Below are 24603 nucleotides of genomic sequence, written 5' to 3' on the forward strand. Positions count from 1 at the left end.
TCTCAGCCACAGATGACGCTGACGGCGTTGCGCGCCTGAGTGGTCAGTTCTTCGCGGGATTTACCGGCCCGCGCGCGGATCGAAATGCTGTGCAGCAGCGATGACGCGAGCATCGCCAGTGCAGCGAGATCGGTATCGGGTTTCAGTTCGCCGGTATCAAGTGCCTTCTGCAAGCGTGCTTCCAGATCCGCATCGAGCTGACTGAGTCGCAGGGACAACACCTTGCGGATTTCCGGGTCTTCGACGGCTTCAGTGGTCGCCGTGCCAATCGCGAAACAGCCGCGTGGCTGGCCATCTCCGGAAAAATAGATCGCCAGTTGCCCTTCGTAAAAACCGGTCAGCGCCTGTTCCAGGGTCAGGTTGCTGTCGTTCAAAGCAGCCTGCATCGCAGCGTGGGCGGTTTCCCAATATTGGTCGAGTGCCTTGATGTAGAGCGCGTGTTTGTCGCCGAACGCGGCGTACAGGCTGGGGCGATTCATGCCGGCGGCGGAAGCGATGCTGTCCAGTGACGCAGCCGAGTAACCGGTGTTCCAGAACACGCCGAGGGCCTGTTGCAGCGCGGTTTGCGGGTCGTAGGCACGTGGACGGCCACGGCCTTTTCCTTCTGTCGGTTTATTTTGTGCCATGTCGTATAAATTCCTTGCGGGAAAGTTTGGTCGCCCATATTCTTACACCATCGCACAAAATTAAGGAACCAAAAATTCCTTGATCGGCAGGTTTGTTGTAACAGCGCTCGTACCGGAGCTGGCGACGACGAAACAGCGGCAGCGGAGCCACCCTCCCACACCGCGCACGGACTTGATGACGCACAGCCTTTAACGACGCCCGGGCCGCTGACGAATTCGCACAGGGACCCCGCCCTTTGGAGTACCGATCATGACTCAGCCATTCGATCTCGCCGCCGCACAAATCAGTGCCCACCCGGCTGACGCACCAGCGAAAAAACCGCTCAAGCAGAAGCTGCGACCGCTGCTGATGGGCGGCATCCCCGCCCTCTTCGCCGCGATTGGCTACGGCCAATACGTTGCCAACGAGCCCTTCGTTTCCACCGACAACGCCTATGCCCGCGTGGCCAAAGCGTCGATCAACGCACGGATTTCCGGGCAAGTGGTCGAGATTGCCGTCGACGACAACCAACCGGTGCAAAAAGGCCAGGTGCTGTTTCGCATCGATCCCAAGCCGTTGCAGATCGCTGTCGATCGTGCCGAAGCCCAACTCGGCAATGCTCGCCTGCGCATCGACGGCCTCAAGGCCAGTTACCGCCAGCAACAGGCTGAATTGCAGTCGGCCAAGGCTTCGGCGGATTTCGACCAGAAAGAGTTCGCCCGCAAGAAAACCCTGGTCGCCACCGAGTTCGTATCGCGGGCGGTTTACGAACGCGCCGAAACCGACCTGAAAGTCTCGCGCCAGCACATCGCGTCCATCGAGCAACAGATCGCCAGCACCGTCGTCGCGTTGAACGGCAACCCGGACATCGCCATCGACAGCCATCCGACCGTGCGCGAAGCCAAGGCCCAACTCGATGAAGCACAGCTGTATCTGTCCTACGCGACCGTCACCGCACCCGACGATGGCATCGTCGCCAAAGTCGATGATTTACAGGTGGGCAACTACGTCAACAACGGCGCCCCGGCGTTCGCGTTGATTTCCGACCGGGAAATCTGGGTCGAGGCCAACTTCCGCGAGACGCAACTGACGCACATGCGCCCCGGCCAGCCCGCGACCATCACCCTTGATACCTACCCGGATCGCCAATTCAAGGCACACGTCATCAGCATGAGCCCCGGCGCCGGTGCCGACTTCGCCCTGCTGCCGCCGGAGAACGCCACCGGCAACTGGGTGAAGGTGGTGCAGCGGGTGCCGGTTCGCCTAGAGCTGGATGAGGCCGACCCTGCCCTGCCGCTGTTTTCCGGCACCAGCGCCACGGTCAAGGTCGATACCGGGCATCGCACGCCATGGTGGCATCCGCTCAAGTCGCTGTTGTCCGCAGGTAATTCGTGATGAACACCTCAACAGCAGACGCGCGGGCGCTGAGGTTTGTCGCCCTGCTCGCCACCTACATGCAGTCGGCCAACCTGCCGTTGCCGAACGCTGCGCTGCGCCTGATTCAGGGCAGCTTGTCGATGAGCGATGATCAGGCCGGGTGGGTTTTCACGGCCTATCTGGCGGCGAGCGCGATCACCCTGCCGGTCGCGCAATGGCTGGCCGGACGCTTCGGTTTGAAGCGGGTTTACCAGATTGCCCTCGTCGCGTTCGCACTCGGACTGTGGCTTTCAACCTTAGCCGATACACCGCTGGAATTCATCGGCGCCCGCATCCTGCAAGGCCTGGCCAGCGGCGTGATTGCGCCGCTGTCGATGGCCATCGCGCTGGAAACCTTGCCTGCCGAACGCCGCCCCGCGTTCGGCCCGAAATGGACAGCGCTGGTGCTGTTCGGCATCGTCAGCGGCCCAAGCATTGGCGGTTTGATCTGCGAGTATTTCGACTGGCGGCCGATGTTCTACCTCAGCCTGCCGCTGACGGCGTACATCTTCATGGTAGTGACGTTGCTGCTGGCCGAGAAAAAAGCCAATCCGCGTCCGACGTTCGATTTCCTCGGCTTCGGCACTTTCACCCTCGGCATGATCGGCCTGCAAATGCTCCTCGACCGGGGCGAACGGCTGGACTGGTTCGACTCACCGGAAATCTGGGTCGAAGCACTGGCCTGCGCCCTCGGCGTGTACCTGTTCATCGTCCATGTCCTCACCCGCAAGACGCATTTCCTCAGCAAGGGCTTGTTCGGCGACCGCAACTTCATGCTCTCGACGGTGATGTTTTTCGCACTCGGTTTCGTGCTGCTGTCGACCATGGCGCTGACCTCGCCGATGCTCGACGAAATCCTCGGCTACCCGCCGGACACCACCGGATTGCTGACCGTCCCGCGTGGCATCGGACTGGTGGGCGCGTTCCTGCTGATGGGCCGTGCACCCGCGTGGATCGACGCACGACAGTTCGTCGCCACCGGCATCGCGCTGGTGGTCTACGCCAACTGGCTGATGCTCGGTTACTCGCCGCTGATGGACTGGACGCCCGTGGCGGTCACCGGGTTCATTCAGGGCGTCGGCCTCGGCATCCTGATGCCGGCGCTCAGCAAAACGGCGTTCAGCACTATCGACCCGAAGCTGCGCCCGGAAGCCACCGGTTTCTTCAACCTGATGCGGGTCTACGGCAGCACCCTCGGCGTGGCCGTGGTGCAGATCTTTTTCTTCAACAACACCCAGGCGATGCACTTGGCGCTGGCCAGCCACCTGACGCCCTATCGCAGCTCGATGCCGACTTCGCTGCCGGCGCTGGAAGGGCTCAACCACCTGGTCACCCACCAAGCGGCGTTCATCGCGGTGATGGGCCAATTCAAGATTCTGATGCTGGCGATGCTCGTGGTGATCCCGCTGGTGATGTTCCTGCGCAAGCCGGTTGCGGCCAACTGATTAACGTGGAGTCTGAACCATGAAAGCTTCTATGCGCTTCACCCCGCTGGCGATGATGGTGATGTTGTCTGCCTGCACTGTCGGCCCTGATTTCCAACGGCCTGACGCGAGTCCGTCGCAGCATTACGACCAATCCGCCGAACAACATTTCGACATGGGCAAACGCGTCAATGGCGACTGGTGGTCGGCGTTCCGCTCGCCGAAACTCGATCAGGTCGTCCGTCGCGCCATCGACGGCAATCTCGAACTGGTGGCTGCCGACGCGACGATTCGCCAAGCGGCGTCTTCGGTCGCAGCGGCGGAAGGTGCGCTGTATCCGCAAGTGGATTTCGGCGCCTCGGCCGGTCGTCAACGCACCCATAACGGGCCGGAGCCGACGGTTTCGAACTTCTACGCCATTGGTCCACGAGTCGCGTTCGATCTGGACGCATTCGGCGGCAACAAGCGTCGGGTCGAAGAACAGCAGGCGCTGACCGATCTGCAAAAGCATCGCTACGAAGCCGCGTACCTCACCTTGACCGGCGACGTCGCCAGTCAGGCCTTGTTGCTGGCGTCAGCCAACGCACAGATTCAGGCCGTGCAAACGCTGCTGGCCAACGACACAAAAAACCTAGACCTGGTACGCAAGGCCCAAGCGAGCGGCACCACCACGCGGATCGATGTGTCGCTGGCCGAAACCCGCCTCGCTCAGGATCGCACGCTGTTGCCGCCCCTCGCCCAGCAGCGCGATGCGGCACGTCACGCGTTGTCGATTCTGGCCGGTAAAGGCCCGGCGGACTGGATTGCGCCGGACTTCACCCTCGATGAGTTCACCTTGCCGTCGAACATCCCGGTCAGCCTGCCATCGGAAATGGCCCGCACCCGCCCGGACATCCTGCAAGCCGAATCCGAACTGCACATCGCCAGCGCGGCGGTCGGCGTGGCGACAGCCAATCTGTATCCGCGCGTCGAGTTGTCCGCCTCTTTGGCGCAAGCCGCGTCGGGCAATGGCGGCGCCGCACTCTGGGGATTCGCTGCCGGGCTGACCGCGCCGTTCTTCAATGGTGGCTCGCTCAAGGCGGAACGTCAGGGCGCGGTCGAGGGCTACAACGCATCACTTGCCCGCTATCAGCAGACGGTGATTCAGTCCTTCGGGCAGGTCGCGGACACCTTGCAGGCGCTCAATCACGGCGCCGAACAAAACCTCGCCCAGGACGACGCCTTGCGCGCCGCCGACACCAGCCTGCGCCTGAACCAGCAGGCTTATGCCCAAGGCGAAAACAGCCTGCTGCAAGTGCTCGAAGCCGAGCGTGCCTACCAGCAAGCGTTGCTTGGGCAGATTCAGGTGAAGACCGCACGTTATCTCGACTCGGTGCGCCTGTTCGTGGCGCTGGGCGGCAACTCGGTGGGTGTCTTCGATCAGAAAGTCGCGATGCGCGAAACCTCAAAATCTCTTTAACGCCAGCCGGAGAATGACATGACTTACGAAGCCTTTCACGATGAACTTCGCGACACCCGCTTGCCGCTGAACAACGGCGCCGGCTCGATGCCAGCGGTGGGATTCGGCACGCTGTTTCGCGATTTGAGCACCACCACCGAAGCGGTCAAGTGCGCACTGGAAACCGGGTTTCGCCACTTCGATTGCGCCGAGCGCTATCGAAACGAAGCGCAGATCGGCGTGGCGTTCCAACAGACCTTCGCCGCCGGCCAGATTCGCCGTGAAGACGTGTTCATCACCACCAAACTGTGGAACACCAACCACCGTCCCGAGCGCGTAAAACCAGCGTTCGAAGCGAGTTGCCAGCGGCTGCAAGTCGACTACATCGATTGCTACCTGATCCACACGCCGTTTGCCTTCCAACCCGGCGACGATCAAGACCCTCGGGATGCCTTCGGGCATGTGATCTACGATGGCGAAACGCGCCTGATCGACACCTGGCGCGCCCTCGAAAACCTGGTGGATGAAGGACGTTGCAAGTCCATCGGACTCTCGGACATCACTCTCGATGCGCTGAAGGAAATCGTCGCCGCTGCGCGAATCAAACCTGCCGTGGTGCAGATCGAATCCCACCCGTATCTGCCTGAGTGGGAGATGCTGGAATACTGTAAGGAACACGGCATTATCCTGCTCGCGTTTGCCCCTTTGGGCCACGGCATGGAACCGAATGTGCTTGAAGATACAGTGCTCACCGCAATCGCCCGGCATGTACAGAAAACCCCTGCGCAAGTGGCGCTGGCCTGGGCGGTACAGCGTGGTGCGGCGTTTTTGACGACTTCGGCGAACCCGAGCCGGATTCAAGAGAACTTCGATATTTCAACGCTGCCGCATCGGGCGATGCACGAGATCAAGGAAGAAATTACAACGCGGATTCGCTTCAATTCGGTGGTCGAGACTGGCGTGCCCGGTTTCATCCCCCGTCGCCCGGTCTGAGAATTGTGCTGTGACGTAGATCGAAGCCCTCACCCCCCGCCCTCTCCCGGGGGGAGAGGGAGCCTGGTTTTCGTGCTTTTCAAATCCCGAGTTCGACTCGAAATTTCAGGTCGAAGTAACTCATCAGTACAACTCGGTCGGTCCCTTTGCGCTGCCGTTCGGTCTGAGAGTTGTGCTGTGGCGTAGATCGAAGCCCTCACCCCCCGCCCTCTCCCGGGGGGAGAGGGAGCCTGATCTCCATGATTTTCAAATCCCGAGTTCGACTCGAGATTTCAGGTCGATGTAACTCATCAGAACAACTCGGTCTGTCCCCTCTCCCCTTGGGAGAGGGTTAGGGTGAGGGCTGCTTCTGAAGTGGAATACCATTGACCAACCCCCACAAACCCCACGCCCTATAATCCACCCCAACTCCTTCAAGGCGAAAACCCGATGGACGTCTTCCAGACCATGCGCTTCTTCATCGCTGTCGCCCAAAGCGGCAGTTTTACCGCCGCTGCCGAGTTGCTGGACACCAACACCACCAACGTTTCCAAAGCCGTTTCCGCCCTCGAAGCCCGTCTGCACACACGCTTGATCAACCGCACCACCCGCCGCCTGGCCTTGACCGAAGCGGGCGTGCGCTATCTGGAGCGTTGCGAAAAAATCCTCGATGACCTACGCGAAGCCGACGAAGAAGCCGGCACCGCCCAGACCCTGCCCGTCGGCCGCTTGAAGATTCACACCATGTCGGCCATCGGCAACCACTACGTAATCGACGCGATTGCCCGCTATCGCGAGATTCACCCCACGGTGATGTTCGACCTGAGCCTGACCAACCGCGTGCCGGATCTGCTTGAAGAAGGCTTCGACATGTCCATCGTGCTGGCCCGTGATCTACCGGATTCCGGTTTCGTCGCCCAGCGCCTGGGCATCACCTACAGCATCCTCTGTGCCTCACCCGCCTACGTGGCAAAACGCGGTCTGCCCAAGACACCCGGCGAACTCTGCGAACACGAGTGCCTGCGGATCGTCAACACGGTGATGCCGGTGGAGAACTGGACTTTCGAAGGGCCTGAGGGCATGGAAACCATCACCATTCCCCTGTCGCCGTTCCACATCAACACTGCCGACGGCATGACCATCGCGATAAAGAAAGGCATGGGAATAGGCATTCAACCGATTGCATCGGCCGTGGATGGCTTGAGGGCGGGAACCCTGGTGCGAGTGTTGCCGGAGTACCGGCTGGAGGAGTTGAACCTGTTCGCGATCTATCCGTCGCGCAAGTTCGTCGATGCGAAAATCAAGACGTGGGTGGAGTTTTTGAAGCAGTCGATCCCGCAGCTGCTGGCATCGGATGAAGAGGTCGTCGGAGCAAAACGAGCCTGAGTGCAGCAGATATGGAGTGTCGACCCTCCATCGCCTGCACCGGACTCAACCGTTGGAACAGCCGGTGCCCATCACTTGATACTGCAGGACGTGTTGTTCACCGTAGGAATCTTCGTAGGTCATCTGAACCGGCGACGGCGCACATTCATTGGCCGGTTCGGTGATCGAGATGACATGTGCGATGTCCAGTCTGGTCGCAGAACTGTAGGTCTCGACCGCAGTGTTATTGGCCTCGGCGGTGTCCGCATAGGCGTGTGCGCCAAAGCTGCCAAGCATTAAAACCAGCGCGATTTTCTTGAAGTTCATGATGTTCACCGTCTCGTTGAGGACCGTGTTTGTTCACGGGTTGAAGACGATGCTAAGGGCTGGAGCGATGCTGAAAAATCGGCAGGTTGGACAAACACTGTTGCTGGAATTTGTATGAATGTCTCCTGCCTCAGCGCGTTACTTGAACACCGGCACAGCAGCCGATCCATCCGACTGCTTGAGATACTCACGCAACCGCCCGCCGATTTCCGCGATCTTCGCCTCTCCCTCACGCAGCGCATGCGGGTTGGTGTGCACGGAGTAGTTTCCCAGCGCCAGGTCATAGGGATGTGGTTGCGCCGAGCCGATCACGAACACCGTGCCTTCACGCATAGCCTTCAGCGTCACGGCGCCGCTGCCAGGTTCGAAGACCGCCATTTCGCCCGCGCTGACCAGGTCCGGCGCCGCCAGCAATCCACGGCTGACACTCAGCCACAAGGACTCGTGACCTCCAGGCGGCGTGTACGTCCAGGATTCCCCGGCGCCCAACGTGACCAACAAGTAATTCATTCCCGCAGGCGCCCGAACCGGGCTCTGGACACCTTGGTGCCTGCCCAGAATCACTCGCGCCGGCCCCACTTCAGGCATCGCGCCGGACTCCAGGTATTGGCTGTCGACACTGGCGTTTTCCAGCTCTGGAGGCAGCGCCACCCACAGTTGAAAGCCCTGAATCCGCTGTGAGGTGCCGACCGACATTTCCTTGCCGTGCCAGACCCCACCGCCCGCCCGCATCCACTCGACACCACCGTAATCAATCATTCCCTTGCCCGATTCGGCGTCCTCGAAGCGCAAGTTGCCTTCGGTAATCACCGTGACCGTGGCGATCCCCGAATGCGGATGCATCGGCATGCCGTGAATGAACGAGGCCTCACCTTCAAACAGATCGAGGAACACGAACGGCTTGATCAGATGGCCCAGATCAGATGGGCTCATCAGCCGGACGATCGAGCCGTGCCCGCTGCCGCTGGTGCGGTAGCGAATGGCTCGCAGGTTTTGAGTTTCACGGGTATAGCCAGAAAGTTGTTGCTGAACGGTCATGATGATTACTCGATTGTGTCGCGGGGTGCGGCCAACAAAAAATGCTGAAGCGCGGTGAAGGAACCTGTCCTTCACCGCGCTCGGGTATCAACCGCGACGAGCGTCGAGGCTGAAGCGGCCGGCGCCGAAGGCCACGACCTGCAACAGGCCTCCGGCCATGGCGATGTTCTTGAAGAAGTGGATGAACTGGTTCTGGTCAGCCAGCGCACTGTGGAAGGCCAGCGCGGTAAACACGCTGAAAGCGGCCAGTACAGCGGCGACGGTGCGGGTACGGTATCCGGCGATCAGCGCCAGACCACCACCAACTTCGACGATGATCGCCACTGCCAGCGCCACTTGTGGCAGCGGCAGACCGACAGAGCCGATGTAACCGATCATCATGGCCGGAGCGGCGAGTTTGGAAAAACCGGAGAGAATGAAAATCACGCTGAGCAATACGCGGCCGATCAAGGCAGCCGAAGCTTGTTTAGTGTCGGAAGCGTTCTGTTCAGTAGCCTTTGTTTGAGCGATGTTTGCAGAAGTAGCCATGGGAGTATTTCCTTCAATGGGGTCCGGTTCGACCTGAACCGTCCGGATGAAGAAATGTTGCGCCTCGACAGCTCATCTGAATAGCCGACTAATTTAGATCATTACGTTCGACAAAATAGGTAAGCTGCCGACTCTAGTCCAAACGCGGGCTCAATGGCGATTCGAGGAAACAGGCATGATCTCCGATCCAGGCACACCGACACTCGATCAACTGCGCGTATTCCTGACGGTCGTTGAAGTTGGCAGTTTTGCAGCCGCTGCACGCAAGCTTCACCGCGCGACGTCGGTCATCAGCTACTCGATCGCCAACCTGGAGACGCAATTGGGCGTGACCCTGTTCGATCGCGAGACCACCCGCAAGCCGCAACTGACTGACGCCGGCCGTACTGTGCTGGCCGAAGCCCGGACCATTGCCAACGGCGTGCACGGCTTGCGCGCCAAGGTCAAAGGCCTGCTTCAGGGGCTGGAAGCCGAAGTGCATGTGGTGCTCGATGTGATGCTGCCTGCCGAGCGCGTAGTCGATGCGCTGAAATCCTTTCGGGAAGAATTCCCCACCGTCGCCTTGCACCTGCACATGGAAGCACTCGGTGCCGTGACCGAACGGGTGATCAATCGCGGCGCGGTGGTCGGCGTCAGCGGGCCGATGAACGACGGCATCAACGGCATCGAAAGAATCGGCATCGGCAGCGTCGAGCTGATTCCGGTGGCGGCGCCGAATCATCCGCTGGCCTCAGGCGAAACCAACGTTCCGGGTGCCGGGCGCGAGCACACGCAACTGGTGCTGTCCGACCGCTCGCGACTGACTCAGGACAAGGAGTTCGCCGTGCTGAGCAACCGCACCTGGCGCCTGGCGGACCTGGGCGCCAAACACATGTTGCTGCGTGAAGGCATCGGCTGGGGGAACATGCCGAGGCCGATGATTCAGGAGGATCTGGACAACGGCCGACTGGTACAACTGAATTTGTCGGAGTACGCCAGCGGGCAATACACCTTCGACGCCATCTACCGCACCGATGTGCCACCGGGCCCTGCGGCGCGGTGGCTGATCGAACGTTTCGTGCAACAAAGCACCGCGTAGCCAGAAAAATGGAGATTGAAATGGGAACAGGGACTGTTAAACGTGTCGTGGTCGTAGGTGCCGGCATCGTCGGCGCGTCTGTTGCGTATCACCTGGCCTGCAAGGGCGCGGAGGTGACCGTGGTCGAAGCTGGAGATATCGCAAGCGGTGTGACCGGGCGCTCGTTTGCATGGATCAACACCTCACACAGCGGGCCTGATCCTGTCGCACAAATTCGTGGGGCAGCCATTCAGGAATACCGTCGACTCGAAGCACAGTTGCCCGGGCTGGAGATTCGATGGACCGGTTCCCTGTCATACGGCGCGGGGTCGGATAACGGGCTGCCAGCCGCCAATCCCCCCCTCCACGACACAGCTGTCTCAGCCGCAAGTGCTCGAACTTGAGCCCAATCTCAGGCGTCCCCCGCAACAGGCTTTTTACGATTGCGAAGAGGGTGCACTGGACGCCGTACAAGCCACCCACGCATTGATCGCAGGTGCCCAGACACTTGGCGCAAAAGTGCTTACGCAAACCAGAGTGCTCGGTTTGACTACCCGCGACGCCAGGGTGACAGGCATCGAGACCGCGATGAGTATCATCGAGTGCGACGTGGTCATACTGGCCGCCGGGACCGGTATCACGCAACTGACGCAGAGCCTGAACCTGCCCCTTCCAATCGAGGCCTCCCCCGCCATTTTCATCCGCTACCGGATGCAACCCGATCGGGTGAACACGCTGATTTCCAGTCCTGAAATGGAAGTGAGACAAGACTCGGTAGGGGTTTTGCTGGCGGCGGAGGACTATCTGGACGACGCCCTGGAAAACCGCCCTGAAGCAATAGCGCTACGAACCGCAGCTGCCATCCAGAACGAATTGAGCGGGATCATTTCCATCGAACCGGAATCGGCGTGTGTCGGGCTCAGACCCATTGCTGCGGACGGCATACCCGTGATCGGCTATCTCCCCGAAGCCGATGGCGTCTACGTCTGCACGATGCATCCGGGCGTGACGCTGGCGGCGGTTGTGGGTCGTCTGGCCAGTGAGGAAATCATCGAAGGAGAGGACTCCTCTGCGTTGAGCGCGTGCCGTCCGGATCGATTTTTTCAGACGTGAGAACGCTGGCGGCTGTCGAATAATCCGCAACGGTCATCCGCAACCCATGTTGACGAGCGGTCATCCGAGTGTTCAGATGCCGCCCTGTTTCAGGTGTCCCATGCCGCCGTGCATGGGGTGAAACGGGAAACCGGTACGTTCTTTTTGAACAAGTCCGGTGCTGCCCCCGCAACGGTAGGCGCGTGATGCTTTCGATACACCACTGTGGCCAGAAGGCCATGGGAAGGTGAAAGCGTCCATACGCGCGAGCCCGGAGACCGGCCTGAAATGTCTGTTTGGCAAAATCCTGCGGTGGGCGGGCATGGGCCGGTGTCGGCGTGTGCGCGATGCCTTCTCCTGCATGCTCTTCTGCGAAGATCCTTTCGAGAAGACAATGATTCGACCTTTCAACACTCCGGCTCCATCCCTGTTGCTTGGCTGTCTGTTCAGCCCCCTGTTGCTGGCGGATGACGCGCCGCTCGAACTCACTCAGCAAATCGTTTCCGCGCCCTCTGTGGAGTCCACGACCGTGGCCGACATGGCGCAGTTCGGCAGCAAAGTCGAGATTGTCACCCGCGAGCAGATCGAGCGCGCCGGCCCCAGCGCCGATGTCACCCGCGTTATGCAAATGTTTATTCCCGGCCTGTACGTCGCGCCGAAAAACGGCCCGTTCGACTACGGCACTTACTCCCTGCTGGGCGGGCGCAACGATGACACGCTGATCCTGCTCGACGGCGTACGCCTGAACAATCGCCTGTACGGCGGCCTGTATCTGGACACCCTGCCGGCCAATGCCATAGAACGCATCGAAGTGCTCAAGGGAGGGCAAAGCCTGCTGTTCGGCACTCAGGCCGTGTCCGGCGTGATCAACATCGTCACGCGCAGCCCGCAGTCCCGCAAAGCCTCCGGCGAAGTGAACATGGGCGTGGACACGTTCGGCGGCACCACCGAGGATGCGCGGGTCGAGAACATCTTCACCAACGGTTTCGGCGACCTGGGCCTGCTGGCGTACGTCAGCCATAACGTTTCGGACGGTTATCAGCCATTTCGCAATCGCGACATCAAGAACGACAGCGAAAAGAATCGCGCCTACGAAGTCACCACGTTCGGCGGCAAGGCCATTCAGTCCTTTGGCGACGATGCGCGTATGGAGCTGTTCTACCAATACGCCGACGCCAACCTCGACTTCGCCCGCCCGGTCGACAACCACAAGACCACCAACGACCGCATCCAGCAGATCGCCACGGCGACCTTCGAACAGAACATCAACGAGCGCCTGAGCTATTTCGTCAAAGGCCACATCAACGACTGGGACACCCGCTACACGCGTATCAACAACACCGCCAATGGCGGCACAAAAACCATCAATCACAACGACTACTGGGGCTTCACCGACTGGGGTGTGCAGGCCGAAGGCAAGGCTGAATTACCCGGTGGCCATGTGCTGGTGTTCGGTACGGACAACCAGTGGTTCAAGGGCCAGGACGATGTGCTGATCATCGACAACGACAAGGCCGAAGCCCACGCGCTCTACACTCAGTTGCGCCCGCAGATCGACAGCCTGCCCGACTGGCACCCGAGCATCGGCATCCGTCACGAGGCTATGAGCGGCGGCGACAGCGCCACGGTCGGCATGCTCACTTCGCTGTACGACCTAAGCGAAAACTGGTCTGTGCGCGGTCAGTACGGCACGGCTTACAAACTGCCGAACGCCGAGCAACTGTTCGTCAACGAACCGGGCGACGAGTTGGGTAACCGCAACCTGAAACCCGAGAAAAGTCGCAACGCCGAACTCGGCCTCGACTACAAAGGCCTGCTGCTCGATCGCGAGTTCAGTGCCAGCGTCACCCTGTTCAAACGCAAGATCGACGACCTGATTACCCTCGACGATATCCAGTGGGTCAACGGCCAGGGACAGATCCAGATGCGCGGTTTCGAGGCGGACGCCAAACTCGCGCTCAACGAGCAATGGAGCTTGCAAGCTGACATGACCCGCAACCTCACCGAATCGCGTGCTGGCGTCACGCTCAACGATGTGCCGAGCTTTTTCGCCCGCTCGCGCGTCGGCTATGAGTCGGTTGACCAGATGTGGGGCGCCGGCGGTGCGATCCGCTACATCCGCGATGTGATCAGCTCGAAACAGGTCGAGTACGGCCATTACTCGGTGGTGGATGCCGACGCCTATCGTTACCTCGACAGCGCCCATCAGCACCGGGTGAGCCTGCTGGTGGAAAACCTGTTCGACCGCGATTACGTCACCAGCCGTTCGAACAACGTCGACAACCTCGGGCGGCCGTTCACCTCCGAAGTGCGCTACACGTACCGATTCTGATGGCGGAGATCAAAACCATCGACGGCGTCGACACGCACCCGGACTGGTCGCACATCCCCGCCCATGCCCGCCACGTGTTCCTCTGCACCGGCCCGCGCTGCACCCAGCGCGGCGCCTTGCAGCTATGGAAAACCCTGCGTCGGCACTTGCTGGCACACGACCGCATCGAGACCCCTTGCGGGGTTTTGCTGACGCGTACGCACTGTCAGTTTCCGTGCAATCTGGGACCGGTCATGACGGTGTATCCGGAGACCTGCTGGTATGGCGTACGCAGCCACGCGGATGCGCAGCGGTTAGTCGAGGTGCACCTGGTGGGCGGCGAAGTGGTCGAGGATCTGTTGATCAAGGAGCGCTCGTGAGAACGCTGTGTGTGCTGGCGGGTGCCCTGCTCTGCGCTTCTCCGGTTGTGGCAGATGATTACCGCAATTGTGGCGAGACCTGGCACCTGCCGGTGTCGACACCGTCGCGGATTGTCGCTCTCAATCAGCATGCGGCGGATCTTGTGTTGGCGTTGGGCGCCGGCCCGGCGCTGGCAGGCGTTGCCTATCTGGATGACACCGGTACGCCTCAGACCCAATATTTCGGTGTTCCAGTGATCTCGACCCGCTATCCGTCCAGCGAAGTGTTGTACGCGCAGAAGCCGGATCTGGTGGTCGGCGGATTTGCCTCGGCCTTCGGTAATGGTGTGACGTCACGCAGCGGACTGGGGCGCAACGGCGTGGCTTCGTACTTGCTCGAGTCGGCCTGTAACGGGCATTCGCTGGATTACTTCGAACACATCCGCAACGACCTCTCGACCCTCGGTGCCTTGCTGCACCGACAGCAGCGCGCTCGGAAACTGAGCGATGCGATGGATGCAGATTTGGAAAAGGCCAAGGCATTGAGCGGCGCGGGCAAGTCGCTGTCCGTGTTCTATCTCGACAGCGAGGTCAACGGTCTCGATAGTGAAGGCCGACGGGGTTTTGTCACTACCCTGCTGGCCGCTGCCGGTGCCCGAAACCTGTTCGCCGACATCAACCAATACCGTGTGACCGTCAGCCGAGAAACCCTGCTCGCCAGTGACCCTGACGTGATTCTGCTGGCCGACGCGCAATGGTCGCCGGCTAGTCGAAAACGTCAGTTGTTGATGCAGGATCCGGTGCTGTCGACCCTGCGGGCCGTGCGTGAGAACCGTGTGATCGATATTCCCTTCACGCATCTGTTGCCGATGGTGGGCAGTGGCCGGGTGGCGCTGGAGTTGGCAGAGCGGCTCAGGGCCTTACCTTGAACATCACCGCGAGAAATCTCTAAAGACCCGATAGAATCCCGAGCCACTGGCCCCCGACATCTGAACCATGCCACCCAATCCATACCTGCAGATTGATCAAGGAAAGACGCTCATGGGTTTGAGAACAATAACGTTCGCCATGTTACTTGCAGTGGCTCTGACTGCTTGTGGTGGCAGCAAGGACAAAGCGCGGGAGCTGGTTGAATCCACTCGGTACGACGACTTCGAGTCCCGCCTGGAGGTGTTGTTGGAATTCTTCAACTCACACTATTGGGCACTGCCGAACGATTCCATTCGTGAAGTCGTGACAAAAAACCTGGATAGAGAAGCGACCAAAAGCCAGATCATTGATGTCTACGCCGATCATTTCACCGAAGAAGAACTCGAAGTGATGATTCGTGCCAACAACAAGAGTATCGAGGAAACCGAAAGCATTCTCTCCAGTACCAAGGAAGGTCGCGCACTGTTCGACAGAGTCGTGGAGGTACAGGCCCTGGTTGATCAGGTCATGGACAATGCAGCAAAGGCGCAAACGACCGCAATCGTCGAGGCGCTGGATAAGCTGAATGAGCCTTATGTGAACTAGATTCGTATAGAAAGCGGCTGCTCCCTTGGCAACACATCCAATGAAACGGAATTCACCTTATGTTTGTACGAAACAAACTGGTTCCAGAGTTAATGGTCACAAATATGCAGACCAGCCTCGCTTTCTGGGTCGGCTGCCTGGGATTCAACATCGCCTATCAACGCCCTGAAGATGGCTTCGCCTATCTCGATCTGAATGGCGCTCAAGTCATGCTCGAACAAGTTGAACCGAATGCAGGTCAGTGGCTGACGGCGGAACTGAGCAAACCCTTCGGCAGAGGTATCAACCTGCAGATAGACGTTGAGGCCGTCGCCCCCCTCATCGAACAACTTGGCGTCGCGCAGTTTCAACTCTATAGAGCATGTAAAGACACCTGGTATCGCGCTGACGATGTTGAAGTCGGCCAAAGAGAATTTATCGTCCAGGACCCGGACGGTTATCTTGTAAGACTGGTAGAACGTTTGGGCGAACGTCCCGTTTGCCCGATTTGATCAAGGAAGAAAAACAATGAAAAAAGCTTTCGGCCTCCTGCTTCTGATCTGCCTTTCGGCCAGCGCACACGCTGACGAAAACCCCATTGGTTTCCGGACCTCCACACTGCCAGACGCGCAAAACAACCGTCCGCTGGAGATGGTCGTCTGGTATCCCGCCAAGACCACCGCCACCCCGCAGTTGATTGCCGACGATATTGTGTTCGTCGGGACGTCCGCCGTGCGCGATGCACCACCGACTGCCGGAGAGCATCCGTTACTGGTGCTCTCGCATGGTTACCGAGGGAACTGGAGCAACCAGGCGTGGCTGGCCACTGCGTTGGCCCGTCAGGGTTACATCGTGGCGGCGGTCAACCATCCCGGCACCACGACTCATGACCGCAGTGCGCAAGCCGCTGCACAGTTGTGGCAACGACCTGCCGACATCAGCCGCGTCATCGATGCGGTCACCGCTCAGTCCGCGCAGTTGGGTAGCGTTTCGATGCGTCGAATTGCGGTGGCTGGCCATTCACTCGGCGGCTGGACCGCGCTCGAACTCGCCGGCTCACGTTTCGATACCGAGCGCTTTGCGAAGGACTGCGCAGCCCATCAAAAACTCGCCAGTTGCTCGGTCTACAAGACGATCAACGTCGCCGATACGCCAGAATCAAAAGGCCGAATGAGCGCGGACTTGAGCGACAAACGCGTCGGCGCAATCGTGTCACTGGACCTGGGCCTGTCACGGGGGATGACCGACGCAAGCCTCGCCGCACTGCCGATTCCGACATTGGTGATTGGCGCTGGCGTGCCGTCCGAAGACCTGCCCGCCCAACTGGAGTCGGCCAATCTCGCCAAGCGACTGCCTTCGGCAACATCGCAATACGTAGAAATCAGCGACGCCAGCCATTTCAGCTTCGTGGCCTCGTGCAAGCCCGGCGCGGTGGAGTTGCTTGAAGAAGACTCGCCAGGCGACGGCATCATTTGCGGGGATGGCGGCGGTCGTTCGCGTGAGGTGATCCAGCAACAGGTGGTGGCGTTGATCGACGGGTTTCTGACCCGCTCACTTCCCAACTGATGACGGTGTTGCCTGTGGTTTCGTGATACGTCAGGATCCCTCCTTTTTGATCGTCAGGAGCAATCGTGGAACGTCTCTTCGTTTATGGAACCCTGGGCCCCGGCAGACCGAATGAACATGTGATGTTGAACATCGGTGGCACCTGGCAGGCGGCCTCGCTGAAGGGTCGCCTGTCGCACGCCGGCTGGGGTGCGGCGATGGGCTTTCCCGGGCTGGTGATTGCTGACGATGGTGATGTCATTGAAGGCTTTGTGTTCTCTTCCGAAAACTTCCAGCAACACTGGGCGGCGCTCGATGAATTTGAAGGGGCCGAGTATCAGCGGGTTTTGACCAAGGTGACTTTGGATGAAGGAACGGCAACGGATGCCTATGTCTACGCGCTGCGCTAGACAACTTCACCAAAACGGCTACGCCCTGCTCCGCCAGGCAATTCCGGCTGCATGGCTGACCGAGCTTCGGAACACGTTCGACACCGGCGTAAGGCCCTCAAGCGAATGGCCCGTGCCCCGTGGGATCGACTGGCATCATTCGCTGCTGGACACTGACCCGACCGTTCAGGCCGTGTGCCGATTGCCCCAATTGCTGGCGGTGGTGGGTGAATTGATCGGCGAACGCTTCTTTCTTTCCCAGGTAGAAGGCCGCGAACCGCTTGCCGGTGGCGGTCATCAACAACTGCACCGCGACTTGTCGGCACAACGCCCCGGCGACACCGTCAACGCGCTGGTGTATCTCGACGAATATGGCCCGGAGAACGGCGCAACCCGCATCGTATCCGGCAGCCATCGCCCTGCATCGGGCGAGCCCCCGTTCGATTTCACTGACGAATCCCAATCCGAGCAACTGACGGGCAACGCGGGCGACATCCTGATCTTCGATGCCGACCTGATCCACGCCGGCAGCCTGAACACGACCGGCGCACGCCGCCGCACCCTGTTGATCACTTGGTTTTCTGAATCGCTCTACGCCACACACCTGGAAACGGTGAGTCTCAGAAACATAAGAATGGACACGACCGAGCGGTTCGATCCGACAGACTTCGTTCTCGATCTCCTGAATTGAAGCAGCCACCAGACACTCAAGGAACGTGACACCCCATGGAAGAAACCACGCAGTACAGAATCGCCACCGTTGAAGATGCATTGCTCGTTTGCGAACTGGGCCAGATTCTCAACGCCGTCCACCACGCGGCCCGGCCCGATATCTACACTGCCACCACCGAAGACTTCGCCCGTGACCTGCCGCACTGGATGAATTACTTCGACAAACCGGGTCAGGTTGTCGTCATTGCACACGTCGGTCAATTGCCCGCAGGCTTTATCGCTGCGAGCCTTTCGGCCAGCGCCAGCCCGCTGATGCAACCCATGAACATCGTGCGCATCGGCTCGGTGTGCGTCGCCGAGGCCTTCTGGGGCAAGGGCATCGGCCGTCAATTGATGGAAAGGGTCAAAGACTGGGCCATCGAACACCACGCCCAGGAGTTGAGATTATCGGTCTGGCCCTTCAATGAACGCGCGGCACGGATGTACGCGGAGTTCGGGTTCGAAAGCCGTACCGTCGACATGGGCATGCGTTTGTCGCCGGCATGACCGCTAAGCCGTAAGTTCCACGTAACTCGACTCCCCTCCTCCCGTGGCCCCCGACAACCAGCCCCAGACAAAGGTCAGCGTGGTGCGCCCGACGTGATCGACGCCGACCGTGCCACGGGACCAGCCGGCAAGCAGTTCGCCTTCCAGTGTCAGACACTGAAAAAGAAGCTCAAAAGTATCGGGCCCGGTCACGCGTCCTACTTGATTGCCGATGCGAATCCGGCCGCCCTGGTAAGTGCTGGAAACAGTGCTGCCGTCAACCTCGTAATAAAAAATCGTGCCTGCACCGGAAAGTCCCTCGGTGTTGTTCGTGACCGCGAAACGGCGCTTGTGCAAACGTTCAGCGACTTGCGAAAGAGCAGTTTTCACGATTTCAGGCGATTCCATTGGGCTTTCCTTGTGAGAGATAGAGTCCTTGCCGGGGAGAATACGGGGCGCTGAACGGGTCAATCAATTCATTTGACTTGATTGCCTTAGGCAACTATATAGTTGCCTAAGGCAAACAATAGAGCACCCGTCATGTCCTCGACCCCTCTCATCGAACGAGCCGACATCGTCCGGCAATTCAACCGCTTCTACACCCACCAGATCGGCGTTCTGCAGGAACACCTGCTGCAAAGCGATTATTCGCTGACCGAGCTGCGCATCCTCTACGAACTGGCCTCCGGCGGCGATCTGACTAGCGCCGACCTGCGCCAGATGCTGAGCCTGGACGCGGGCTACATGAGTCGGATCATCAGCGGCTTCGACAAAAAAGGCCTGATCCAGAAAGTCCCCTCCGCCACCGACGCCCGCGCCAGCCAGTTGCACATCACCGACCTCGGCCGGTCGATCCTCGCCCCGCTGGAACAGGCCTCGCGGCAAGAAGTCATCACCCTGCTGGAACGCCTGGCCGAGCCGCAGCAGTTGCAATTGATCGAATCCATGAGGCAGATCCAAACGTTGCTGGAGGGTGGCAAACCGTCGACCTATCTGCTGCGCGATCCTCAGCCTGGCGACATGGGGCTGGTGGTGCAGCAACAAACCGTGATCTACACCCGCGAATACGGCTGGAACTCGGAGTTCGAAGCGCTGGTCGCCGAGATCGTCGCCAAGTACCTGCGTGAGTTCGACGCCGCAAGCGAACGCTGCTGGATCGCGGAAAAGGACGGCAAAGTCGTTGGTTCGGTGTTTGTTATCCGGCATGACGAAACCACGGCGAAACTGCGCATGCTTTATGTGGACGCCAGTGCGCGTGGGTTGGGAATCGGCAACCGACTTGTTGAAGAGTGCCTGCGTTTTGCCAGGAATGCCGGGTACAAAAAGATGATTCTGTGGACCACCAGCAATCTGGTTGAGGCTCGCCGTCTGTATCAGCGTGCGGGGTTTCAATTAATGGAAGAAGAGTCAATTCAAAGCTTTGGAAAAGAGCTTGTAAGTCAGACCTGGGCGATTGAGTTGTGATGCTCCATTTCCTCTGATTCGCTGAGTGCACGTCAATCATTGGCGTTGTCTCCCGGCGCGCTCTTGGTTTTTCAAACGCCAACTGGTAGCGTGCGGCACCTCGCTGTATTGCCCGATCCCTTTCGTCATTCGTGACCTGTAAAAGGCAGACGTGCACGAGTACCTGTTGCCCCACTCGAGGGCACCGACGCAGGACGCATCGGGCGATGCACAGTCATTCGCAAATGGAGTTCACAATGACGCAAAACAGCACCGTGCTGTCCGGCATCCAGCTGGATCAATTCATGGATCGCCTTGAGGTCGAGCATCAGGAACACGGTGCCGACTACCTGTTGGGCCAACTGCGCGGCCAGCCACTCAAGGCGGCCTCCCTGGAGTCGATCGGACGGCTGCATGTGCTGTGGGTCAACGCGGGAGACGCAGACGCGGCCAGGGCGGTACTGGCCGACGACGGTCAGGCACTGATCGAGGCTGCGCCTGACGATGAGCGCAACGAACTCAAGGTCAACCTGCTGATCTACCAGCTGCGGCTGGACAACTACTTCAAAGACGAACCGGGCCTGTTGCAGGCGCTCGATACCCTCCAGCAATTGACCAACGAGCCGCTGCCGTTCGACATCGAGCAGTACCGGCGCTACCGCATTTTCGAAGATCTGCAGCACACCACCCTCGACGTCGCCTTGAAGACCATCGAAGTGCGTCACGCCCTTGCCCTGATCAACCCCGACCGTCATGCACTTCGGGCCTGGGACGATGCCGATCAACACCAACGCCGGGCCCAGGCGCTGGCCGCCCATGAACGCGACGAAGAGGCTCGCGAAGCCGCGCTGGCGGCAATTGCCGCGTTACGCACTGCTGGCGAAGATCAGGATGTCGACGGTAACGACTGGCTGTGGCTGGGCGATGCGCTGATCGAAATCGTTCCGTTGCGCCTGGCGATGTTCGAACAGCCGGTTGTGCGGTTGATCGCCGAATTGTCGTTGCCCCAGCGCCGGGAATGGGAAGTGCGCCTGGCGCGCCTGGCTGCCCGCTCACTTAAGGCCCAGGGAAACCTGGCCGAAGCTTTGAAAATCTGTGAAGTGGCGACCCTGAGCCTGGAATCCGGCAGCGGTGACAACTTCGTTGATTTCCATTTGCCCTGGCTGCTTGAAAACGGCCAGATCGAGGACGCCGGGCAACGTGCATTCATGGAAACCTATGAAATGCGCGGTGAAATGTGGCCGGGCACCGCCTACTGGGTACAAGATCGCCTGCTCGATGCCGAGGACCAGTCCGCGTGGTGGCCGTTGTGCGTGATGCGTGCCTGTGATGATCAGAGGGTGCTGGAGCGCTTCACGTCCGGCCTGCCGTGGCGGGACGAGTCGACGCCACCCTTGGGCCCGCTGCTCGACGCACTGCATGCCGCGCGCGATGACCTTGAGCAAATCGACAACGTCTTCACCCTGGCCCTTGCAGAAGCCCGGCGGCGCGCGCCGAATCACCCGTGGATCACTCGCCTGATGGCGGTGCGTGAACGTCAGGCCGGGCGCATCGACGCCAACACCGAACTGAAGATGCTGCGCGAGGCGGTTTCGGCCGGCGAACTGCAGGACCACCGCAGCGTCTATAGCCTGTTCAGCGCCCATGCCAATGTGTTCGGCATATCCGATGCCTTGCGCCAGCCGTTGCCGTTATTGGCCAGTGGCATGTACTACTACAATTTTGCGACGTCCCTTGAAAGCGTGGTCCAAGAGCATGTCGAGAAGCTTTCTAGCGAGGAGGCAGACTCGGCCTGGTGGCGGCTGCGAGAAGTACAAAAGGTTGCTTACGAACACGGCCAGGCCCGTATGGAACAATGCTTCGCCAGCGGCCGCGGGCACCGCTACGATGCCTGCGCGCACCTGTACTCGATGTTGTGCAACAACCTGGCGATCAATTACCGCTGCTACAACGACAAACTCATGGGTCTGGCCCTTGAGTTGCATGGCCGTGGCATCGCCGCCAGCCCGTTCGCCGAACATTATCAGGGCATCCTCGACAACCGCATTCTGCTGAACGATAACCCAGGCATCGCCGAAGCCGCCGAACAACTCTGGCACTACGCAGCCGACTATGGCTACGGCCGCCACGACCCGGAAGATTACATACAGGACGTCACCCGCGCCCTGTTTCAACTGGACCGCGAGCGCGAGATTCTGATCTGGCTGGAGCGCATTCTCAAATGGCAGGAAGAGCGCGAAATCAGCGACAAGGAGCTGGAGTACTCGCCGCTGTTCGCACGGATGAAAATCGCCCTGTATCTGTCGTACAGCCTGCCGGAGGCGGCCGCTAGCCTGTGGCTACGTTACGCGCCGGTCATTGATGAACTCGCCGAACCCTCTCTGCTGGCTTGTGCCGGCGATGTGCTCAAGAGGCTCGAGCGCAAGGCAGAGGCCGTGGCCTATTATCAGCGCTCCATTCTGCGCAGTGATCCGAACAACGAAGTTGATCGGGGAAACAATGAAATGATCCGCCAGTGGATCGCCGAGTTGCAGGCGCCGGCAAAACCGGCCGGCAAAGCCTGGTGGCAGATATGGAAGTGACACCGGAGTTGCGAACCTCCGGTTACGCCCCGCGCAACGCACTCAATGCCGATCAACTCAAGCGTGGCATTGCCGAGCGCAGCAAGGCCCGCGGTGATGCGCCAGAGGTGGGCCAATGGTTGCTCAACCATTTCTACCGTCATCTGGTGGGCAATTTCGAGCCAGCGCGGCGAATCCTGAGTATGGGGCAGGCTATCGAGGCATTGGGAGCCGAGCCGCCGTCCTGGGTAGTCAGGCATTTGAGCGACGCCGGCAAGGATTCGCTTGCACCGCTGGTGTGGATCGATCCGCAGCAGGCGCCCCTGCTGGCCCAGGAAGCCTTGCTGGTGGAGTTTCTGACCTCGCGTCAGGGCACGACACTGGCCGGCAAGCTTGAGCGTATCAACTGCCCGCAGGCGCTGGCGCTGTGGCAAAAGGAACACGCGCAAATGGCGGCGCGGGTCGAACAAGGTTGGCGTCAGAGCCAGCCCGAGGCCTTGCTTGCACGGGTGACCACCGCTGAGCACGTATTGCAGGAACTGCGTCCCGAAAGTTCCTTGTTGCGCGCGGAAATGGCCTTTGAAAGCTACGTGATGCGCCACTGCCTGGGCCAGTTCGCCGATCGCCGCGCCTTGACCGGCGGCTACGGCGAGCGCTATGCCGAAGCGGTGGAGCAGCAGCGCATGCGCGTGTTCAGTTTGCGTGACAGTCAGGGCCAGCCACACATCACCATCAGCCTGATCGTCCAGGCCGACGGCACCTTGACTGTCGAGCAAGTGAAGGGCAAGCAAAACCGGCCGCCGGTCGAGCGCTATTATCAGGACCTGCTGCAATGCCTGAATGCCCTGGACACCGACCAGCAGACGCCCGCCGACTGTATCGCCATCGGCATCGTGCGTACCGAAGCCGGCTGGCTGCGTATCGAAGAAGTCAGCGACCCGACCGCCCAGACTCGCCTGGTGGCCCGTTATCCGCAACTGTACGAACGCCTCTATGCGCCATCCGCCATGGTCGAATGGCTGGTGGCCGGGCGTCAACCGCAACAATTCTTGCAGGCTGCCCCGAAGGCGGTGTCGGTCAAGTACGCCCTTCGGCATATTTTCAGCAAACACATTGAGCGTCAGCCCAACGCCCCGCTGTACCTCACCGAAGGTGTGCCGTGGCCGGAAATGACCTCGCCAATGGCCGAGGAAATCCAGGCCTGGCAAGCCCGGGCAAGGTAAGGAGAGCGACATGTTTTTGCTTATCGCAGTTGTTGTTTCAGCCTGGATGTTGTGGCGAGCATTCAGACCGCGTGGCGCCCGGTTGTTCAGCCAACGCAGGCACTGGTCATTGCTGCTGGCCAGGCCCATGGCCGATGCGATGAAAGTCGAGGGCTTCTATTCGCCTGCGTGCGATCACTTCACCGAACAAGCGCAGACGATCGTGCGGGCAGCGCTGCTGCATCAGGCCGGGATACGCAGCGATTGCAATGACGAAGCGGTGCGGTCGCATTTCAATGCGACCCTCGAACAGCGATGGTACGGCCTCGATCTGCAGGCACTGAAGGTTGGCGATGACCCGCGTGCGGCCATGGCCTTTGCCTGTGTGCGGGTGGCGTTTCTGGTCCGTTGTGCGCTGCTGATGCGTTGGCTCGAGCCCGACATTGGCTGGCGAGTGCTGCTGCTCAATGCGCAACGGGCGCAGGACTGTTTCGACAGTTGGGAGGATTTCGGCAAAGCCTACCAACTGGGGCGCGAGCAGTGGGTGGCGGCGTTTCGCGTCGACTCGCTGGGCGAAGCGTTCCATGAACAGCATCTGCGCCAGTTGCTGACGCCCGGCAGCGGTGCTTGGGCCGACATACTCTGGCGCACGCCAGCGGCATTTAACCTGGTTCTGGCGAAAGCGCTTGGGTGAGCGCGTTGTGTCAGAATCGGATGGCCTGCATGGGATCGGAATCTTGTTTTTGCGTGGCGCAATACAAGCTGCCGCCCCATTCAGGTCTCTTCAATTCCCGACTTCTTGATCTGTTGTAAGAAAAAGCGGGGAATTCTCAGAATCA

General features: G+C 60.0%; 24 protein-coding genes, 1 pseudogene and 1 riboswitch. Of the genes and pseudogenes, 20 read left to right on the top strand and 5 right to left on the bottom strand.

Annotated elements, in window-relative coordinates; genetic code table 11:
• Positions 1 to 2: 2 nt before the first annotated feature.
• The gene (locus JJN09_RS07140; RefSeq protein ID WP_249486453.1) at positions 3 to 626 is read right to left on the bottom strand and encodes a TetR/AcrR family transcriptional regulator; all 624 of its coding nucleotides are present in this window, start codon (positions 624 to 626) and stop codon (positions 3 to 5) included.
• 250 nt (positions 627 to 876) lie between these two features.
• On the opposite strand from JJN09_RS07140, the gene JJN09_RS07145 reads away from it, so the two are divergent.
• The 5 genes from JJN09_RS07145 (at position 877) to JJN09_RS07165 (ending at position 7242) form a co-directional block, all read left to right on the top strand.
• The gene (locus JJN09_RS07145) at positions 877 to 2001 is read left to right on the top strand and encodes an HlyD family secretion protein (protein ID WP_249486454.1); all 1125 of its coding nucleotides are present in this window, start codon (positions 877 to 879) and stop codon (positions 1999 to 2001) included.
• A complete protein-coding gene (locus JJN09_RS07150) occupies positions 2001 to 3467 on the top strand; it encodes a DHA2 family efflux MFS transporter permease subunit (protein WP_249486455.1) in 1467 nt (488 codons plus the stop codon). The genes JJN09_RS07145 and JJN09_RS07150 overlap by 1 nt, the downstream gene beginning before the upstream one ends.
• Positions 3468 to 3486: 19 nt before the next feature.
• Positions 3487 to 4905 (top strand): efflux transporter outer membrane subunit, encoded by a 1419-nt coding sequence (locus JJN09_RS07155; RefSeq protein ID WP_249486456.1) that lies wholly within the window; start codon positions 3487 to 3489, stop codon positions 4903 to 4905.
• Between the two features lie 18 nt (positions 4906 to 4923).
• On the top strand, positions 4924 to 5877 hold the full coding sequence (locus tag JJN09_RS07160) for an aldo/keto reductase (RefSeq protein ID WP_249486457.1): 954 nt from the start codon (positions 4924 to 4926) through the stop codon (positions 5875 to 5877).
• A gap of 429 nt (positions 5878 to 6306) precedes the next feature.
• Positions 6307 to 7242, top strand: coding sequence for a LysR family transcriptional regulator (locus JJN09_RS07165; protein WP_249486458.1), 936 nt, complete (start codon positions 6307 to 6309; stop codon positions 7240 to 7242).
• 45 nt (positions 7243 to 7287) lie between these two features.
• On the opposite strand, the gene JJN09_RS07170 is transcribed toward JJN09_RS07165, so the two are convergent.
• From JJN09_RS07170 to JJN09_RS07180, 3 genes are all read right to left on the bottom strand, one after another.
• A complete protein-coding gene (locus JJN09_RS07170; RefSeq protein WP_249486459.1) occupies positions 7288 to 7548 on the bottom strand; it encodes a DUF2790 domain-containing protein in 261 nt (86 codons plus the stop codon).
• A gap of 138 nt (positions 7549 to 7686) precedes the next feature.
• Positions 7687 to 8586 (bottom strand): pirin family protein, encoded by a 900-nt coding sequence (locus JJN09_RS07175; RefSeq protein ID WP_249486460.1) that lies wholly within the window; start codon positions 8584 to 8586, stop codon positions 7687 to 7689.
• Between the two features lie 87 nt (positions 8587 to 8673).
• Positions 8674 to 9114: a DoxX family protein gene (locus JJN09_RS07180; RefSeq protein WP_249486461.1), complete on the bottom strand. Its 441-nt coding sequence runs from the start codon at positions 9112 to 9114 to the stop codon at positions 8674 to 8676.
• Between the two features lie 175 nt (positions 9115 to 9289).
• Here JJN09_RS07180 and JJN09_RS07185 point away from each other — a divergent pair, with 175 nt between their 5' ends.
• The 11 genes and pseudogenes from JJN09_RS07185 to JJN09_RS07235 all read left to right on the top strand — a co-directional run bounded on the left by JJN09_RS07185 (position 9290) and on the right by JJN09_RS07235 (position 18579).
• Complete coding sequence (locus JJN09_RS07185) at positions 9290 to 10192, top strand: LysR family transcriptional regulator (protein WP_249486462.1); 903 nt, start codon at positions 9290 to 9292, stop codon at positions 10190 to 10192.
• A 20-nt stretch (positions 10193 to 10212) separates the two neighbouring features.
• A pseudogene (locus JJN09_RS07190) lies at positions 10213 to 11284 on the top strand (NAD(P)/FAD-dependent oxidoreductase).
• Positions 11285 to 11358: 74 nt separating this feature from the next.
• Positions 11359 to 11565, top strand: a riboswitch (cobalamin riboswitch).
• Between the two features lie 92 nt (positions 11566 to 11657).
• On the top strand, positions 11658 to 13595 hold the full coding sequence (locus tag JJN09_RS07195) for a TonB-dependent siderophore receptor (RefSeq protein ID WP_249486463.1): 1938 nt from the start codon (positions 11658 to 11660) through the stop codon (positions 13593 to 13595).
• Complete coding sequence (locus JJN09_RS07200; protein WP_249486464.1) at positions 13595 to 13954, top strand: ferredoxin; 360 nt, start codon at positions 13595 to 13597, stop codon at positions 13952 to 13954. The genes JJN09_RS07195 and JJN09_RS07200 overlap by 1 nt, the downstream gene beginning before the upstream one ends.
• Complete coding sequence (locus tag JJN09_RS07205) at positions 13951 to 14862, top strand: ABC transporter substrate-binding protein (RefSeq protein WP_249486465.1); 912 nt, start codon at positions 13951 to 13953, stop codon at positions 14860 to 14862. The genes JJN09_RS07200 and JJN09_RS07205 overlap by 4 nt, the downstream gene beginning before the upstream one ends.
• Positions 14863 to 14974: 112 nt before the next feature.
• Positions 14975 to 15448, top strand: coding sequence for a hypothetical protein (locus tag JJN09_RS07210; protein WP_249486466.1), 474 nt, complete (start codon positions 14975 to 14977; stop codon positions 15446 to 15448).
• A gap of 59 nt (positions 15449 to 15507) precedes the next feature.
• Positions 15508 to 15939 (top strand): VOC family protein, encoded by a 432-nt coding sequence (locus tag JJN09_RS07215; RefSeq protein WP_249486467.1) that lies wholly within the window; start codon positions 15508 to 15510, stop codon positions 15937 to 15939.
• 16 nt (positions 15940 to 15955) lie between these two features.
• Complete coding sequence (locus JJN09_RS07220) at positions 15956 to 16993, top strand: alpha/beta fold hydrolase (RefSeq protein WP_249486468.1); 1038 nt, start codon at positions 15956 to 15958, stop codon at positions 16991 to 16993.
• 65 nt (positions 16994 to 17058) lie between these two features.
• Positions 17059 to 17382, top strand: coding sequence for a gamma-glutamylcyclotransferase (locus JJN09_RS07225; RefSeq protein ID WP_249486469.1), 324 nt, complete (start codon positions 17059 to 17061; stop codon positions 17380 to 17382).
• The gene (locus JJN09_RS07230) at positions 17363 to 18052 is read left to right on the top strand and encodes a phytanoyl-CoA dioxygenase family protein (protein WP_249490766.1); all 690 of its coding nucleotides are present in this window, start codon (positions 17363 to 17365) and stop codon (positions 18050 to 18052) included. Before JJN09_RS07225 ends, JJN09_RS07230 begins: the two co-directional genes overlap by 20 nt.
• A 35-nt stretch (positions 18053 to 18087) precedes the next feature.
• Positions 18088 to 18579: a GNAT family N-acetyltransferase gene (locus tag JJN09_RS07235; protein WP_249486470.1), complete on the top strand. Its 492-nt coding sequence runs from the start codon at positions 18088 to 18090 to the stop codon at positions 18577 to 18579.
• Positions 18580 to 18582: 3 nt separating this feature from the next.
• Here JJN09_RS07235 and JJN09_RS07240 read toward each other — a convergent pair whose 3' ends face one another.
• A complete protein-coding gene (locus tag JJN09_RS07240) occupies positions 18583 to 18948 on the bottom strand; it encodes a hypothetical protein (protein ID WP_249490767.1) in 366 nt (121 codons plus the stop codon).
• Between the two features lie 150 nt (positions 18949 to 19098).
• Here JJN09_RS07240 and JJN09_RS07245 point away from each other — a divergent pair, with 150 nt between their 5' ends.
• From JJN09_RS07245 to JJN09_RS07260, 4 genes are all read left to right on the top strand, one after another.
• A complete protein-coding gene (locus JJN09_RS07245; RefSeq protein WP_249486471.1) occupies positions 19099 to 20022 on the top strand; it encodes a helix-turn-helix domain-containing GNAT family N-acetyltransferase in 924 nt (307 codons plus the stop codon).
• A 236-nt stretch (positions 20023 to 20258) separates the two neighbouring features.
• Positions 20259 to 22583 carry a hypothetical protein gene (locus JJN09_RS07250; protein WP_249486472.1) on the top strand — a complete coding sequence of 775 codons (2325 nt, stop codon included), beginning with the start codon at positions 20259 to 20261 and terminating at the stop codon, positions 22581 to 22583.
• Positions 22574 to 23785, top strand: a complete 1212-nt coding sequence (locus JJN09_RS07255; RefSeq protein WP_249486473.1) for a hypothetical protein — start codon at positions 22574 to 22576, stop codon at positions 23783 to 23785. Before JJN09_RS07250 ends, JJN09_RS07255 begins: the two co-directional genes overlap by 10 nt.
• 10 nt (positions 23786 to 23795) lie before the next feature.
• Positions 23796 to 24458, top strand: coding sequence for a DUF1266 domain-containing protein (locus JJN09_RS07260; protein WP_249486474.1), 663 nt, complete (start codon positions 23796 to 23798; stop codon positions 24456 to 24458).
• Positions 24459 to 24603: the final 145 nt, after the last annotated feature.

The sequence above is a fragment of the Pseudomonas sp. HS6 genome (genome assembly GCF_023375815.1).
Taxonomy (GTDB): Bacteria; Pseudomonadota; Gammaproteobacteria; order Pseudomonadales; family Pseudomonadaceae; genus Aquipseudomonas.

Coding starts and splice junctions, on each gene's coding strand:
- JJN09_RS07230 (WP_249490766.1), top strand. CDS start 17,363: ATGTCTACGCGCTGCGCTAGACAACTTCACCAAAACGGCTACGCCCTG.
- JJN09_RS07155 (WP_249486456.1), top strand. CDS start 3,487: ATGAAAGCTTCTATGCGCTTCACCCCGCTGGCGATGATGGTGATGTTG.
- JJN09_RS07160 (WP_249486457.1), top strand. CDS start 4,924: ATGACTTACGAAGCCTTTCACGATGAACTTCGCGACACCCGCTTGCCG.
- JJN09_RS07170 (WP_249486459.1), bottom strand. CDS start 7,548: ATGAACTTCAAGAAAATCGCGCTGGTTTTAATGCTTGGCAGCTTTGGC.
- JJN09_RS07150 (WP_249486455.1), top strand. CDS start 2,001: ATGAACACCTCAACAGCAGACGCGCGGGCGCTGAGGTTTGTCGCCCTG.
- JJN09_RS07215 (WP_249486467.1), top strand. CDS start 15,508: ATGTTTGTACGAAACAAACTGGTTCCAGAGTTAATGGTCACAAATATG.
- JJN09_RS07210 (WP_249486466.1), top strand. CDS start 14,975: ATGGGTTTGAGAACAATAACGTTCGCCATGTTACTTGCAGTGGCTCTG.
- JJN09_RS07165 (WP_249486458.1), top strand. CDS start 6,307: ATGGACGTCTTCCAGACCATGCGCTTCTTCATCGCTGTCGCCCAAAGC.
- JJN09_RS07220 (WP_249486468.1), top strand. CDS start 15,956: ATGAAAAAAGCTTTCGGCCTCCTGCTTCTGATCTGCCTTTCGGCCAGC.
- JJN09_RS07245 (WP_249486471.1), top strand. CDS start 19,099: ATGTCCTCGACCCCTCTCATCGAACGAGCCGACATCGTCCGGCAATTC.
- JJN09_RS07175 (WP_249486460.1), bottom strand. CDS start 8,586: ATGACCGTTCAGCAACAACTTTCTGGCTATACCCGTGAAACTCAAAAC.
- JJN09_RS07185 (WP_249486462.1), top strand. CDS start 9,290: ATGATCTCCGATCCAGGCACACCGACACTCGATCAACTGCGCGTATTC.
- JJN09_RS07250 (WP_249486472.1), top strand. CDS start 20,259: ATGACGCAAAACAGCACCGTGCTGTCCGGCATCCAGCTGGATCAATTC.
- JJN09_RS07260 (WP_249486474.1), top strand. CDS start 23,796: ATGTTTTTGCTTATCGCAGTTGTTGTTTCAGCCTGGATGTTGTGGCGA.
- JJN09_RS07140 (WP_249486453.1), bottom strand. CDS start 626: ATGGCACAAAATAAACCGACAGAAGGAAAAGGCCGTGGCCGTCCACGT.
- JJN09_RS07255 (WP_249486473.1), top strand. CDS start 22,574: ATGGAAGTGACACCGGAGTTGCGAACCTCCGGTTACGCCCCGCGCAAC.
- JJN09_RS07195 (WP_249486463.1), top strand. CDS start 11,658: ATGATTCGACCTTTCAACACTCCGGCTCCATCCCTGTTGCTTGGCTGT.
- JJN09_RS07235 (WP_249486470.1), top strand. CDS start 18,088: ATGGAAGAAACCACGCAGTACAGAATCGCCACCGTTGAAGATGCATTG.
- JJN09_RS07145 (WP_249486454.1), top strand. CDS start 877: ATGACTCAGCCATTCGATCTCGCCGCCGCACAAATCAGTGCCCACCCG.
- JJN09_RS07200 (WP_249486464.1), top strand. CDS start 13,595: ATGGCGGAGATCAAAACCATCGACGGCGTCGACACGCACCCGGACTGG.
- JJN09_RS07180 (WP_249486461.1), bottom strand. CDS start 9,114: ATGGCTACTTCTGCAAACATCGCTCAAACAAAGGCTACTGAACAGAAC.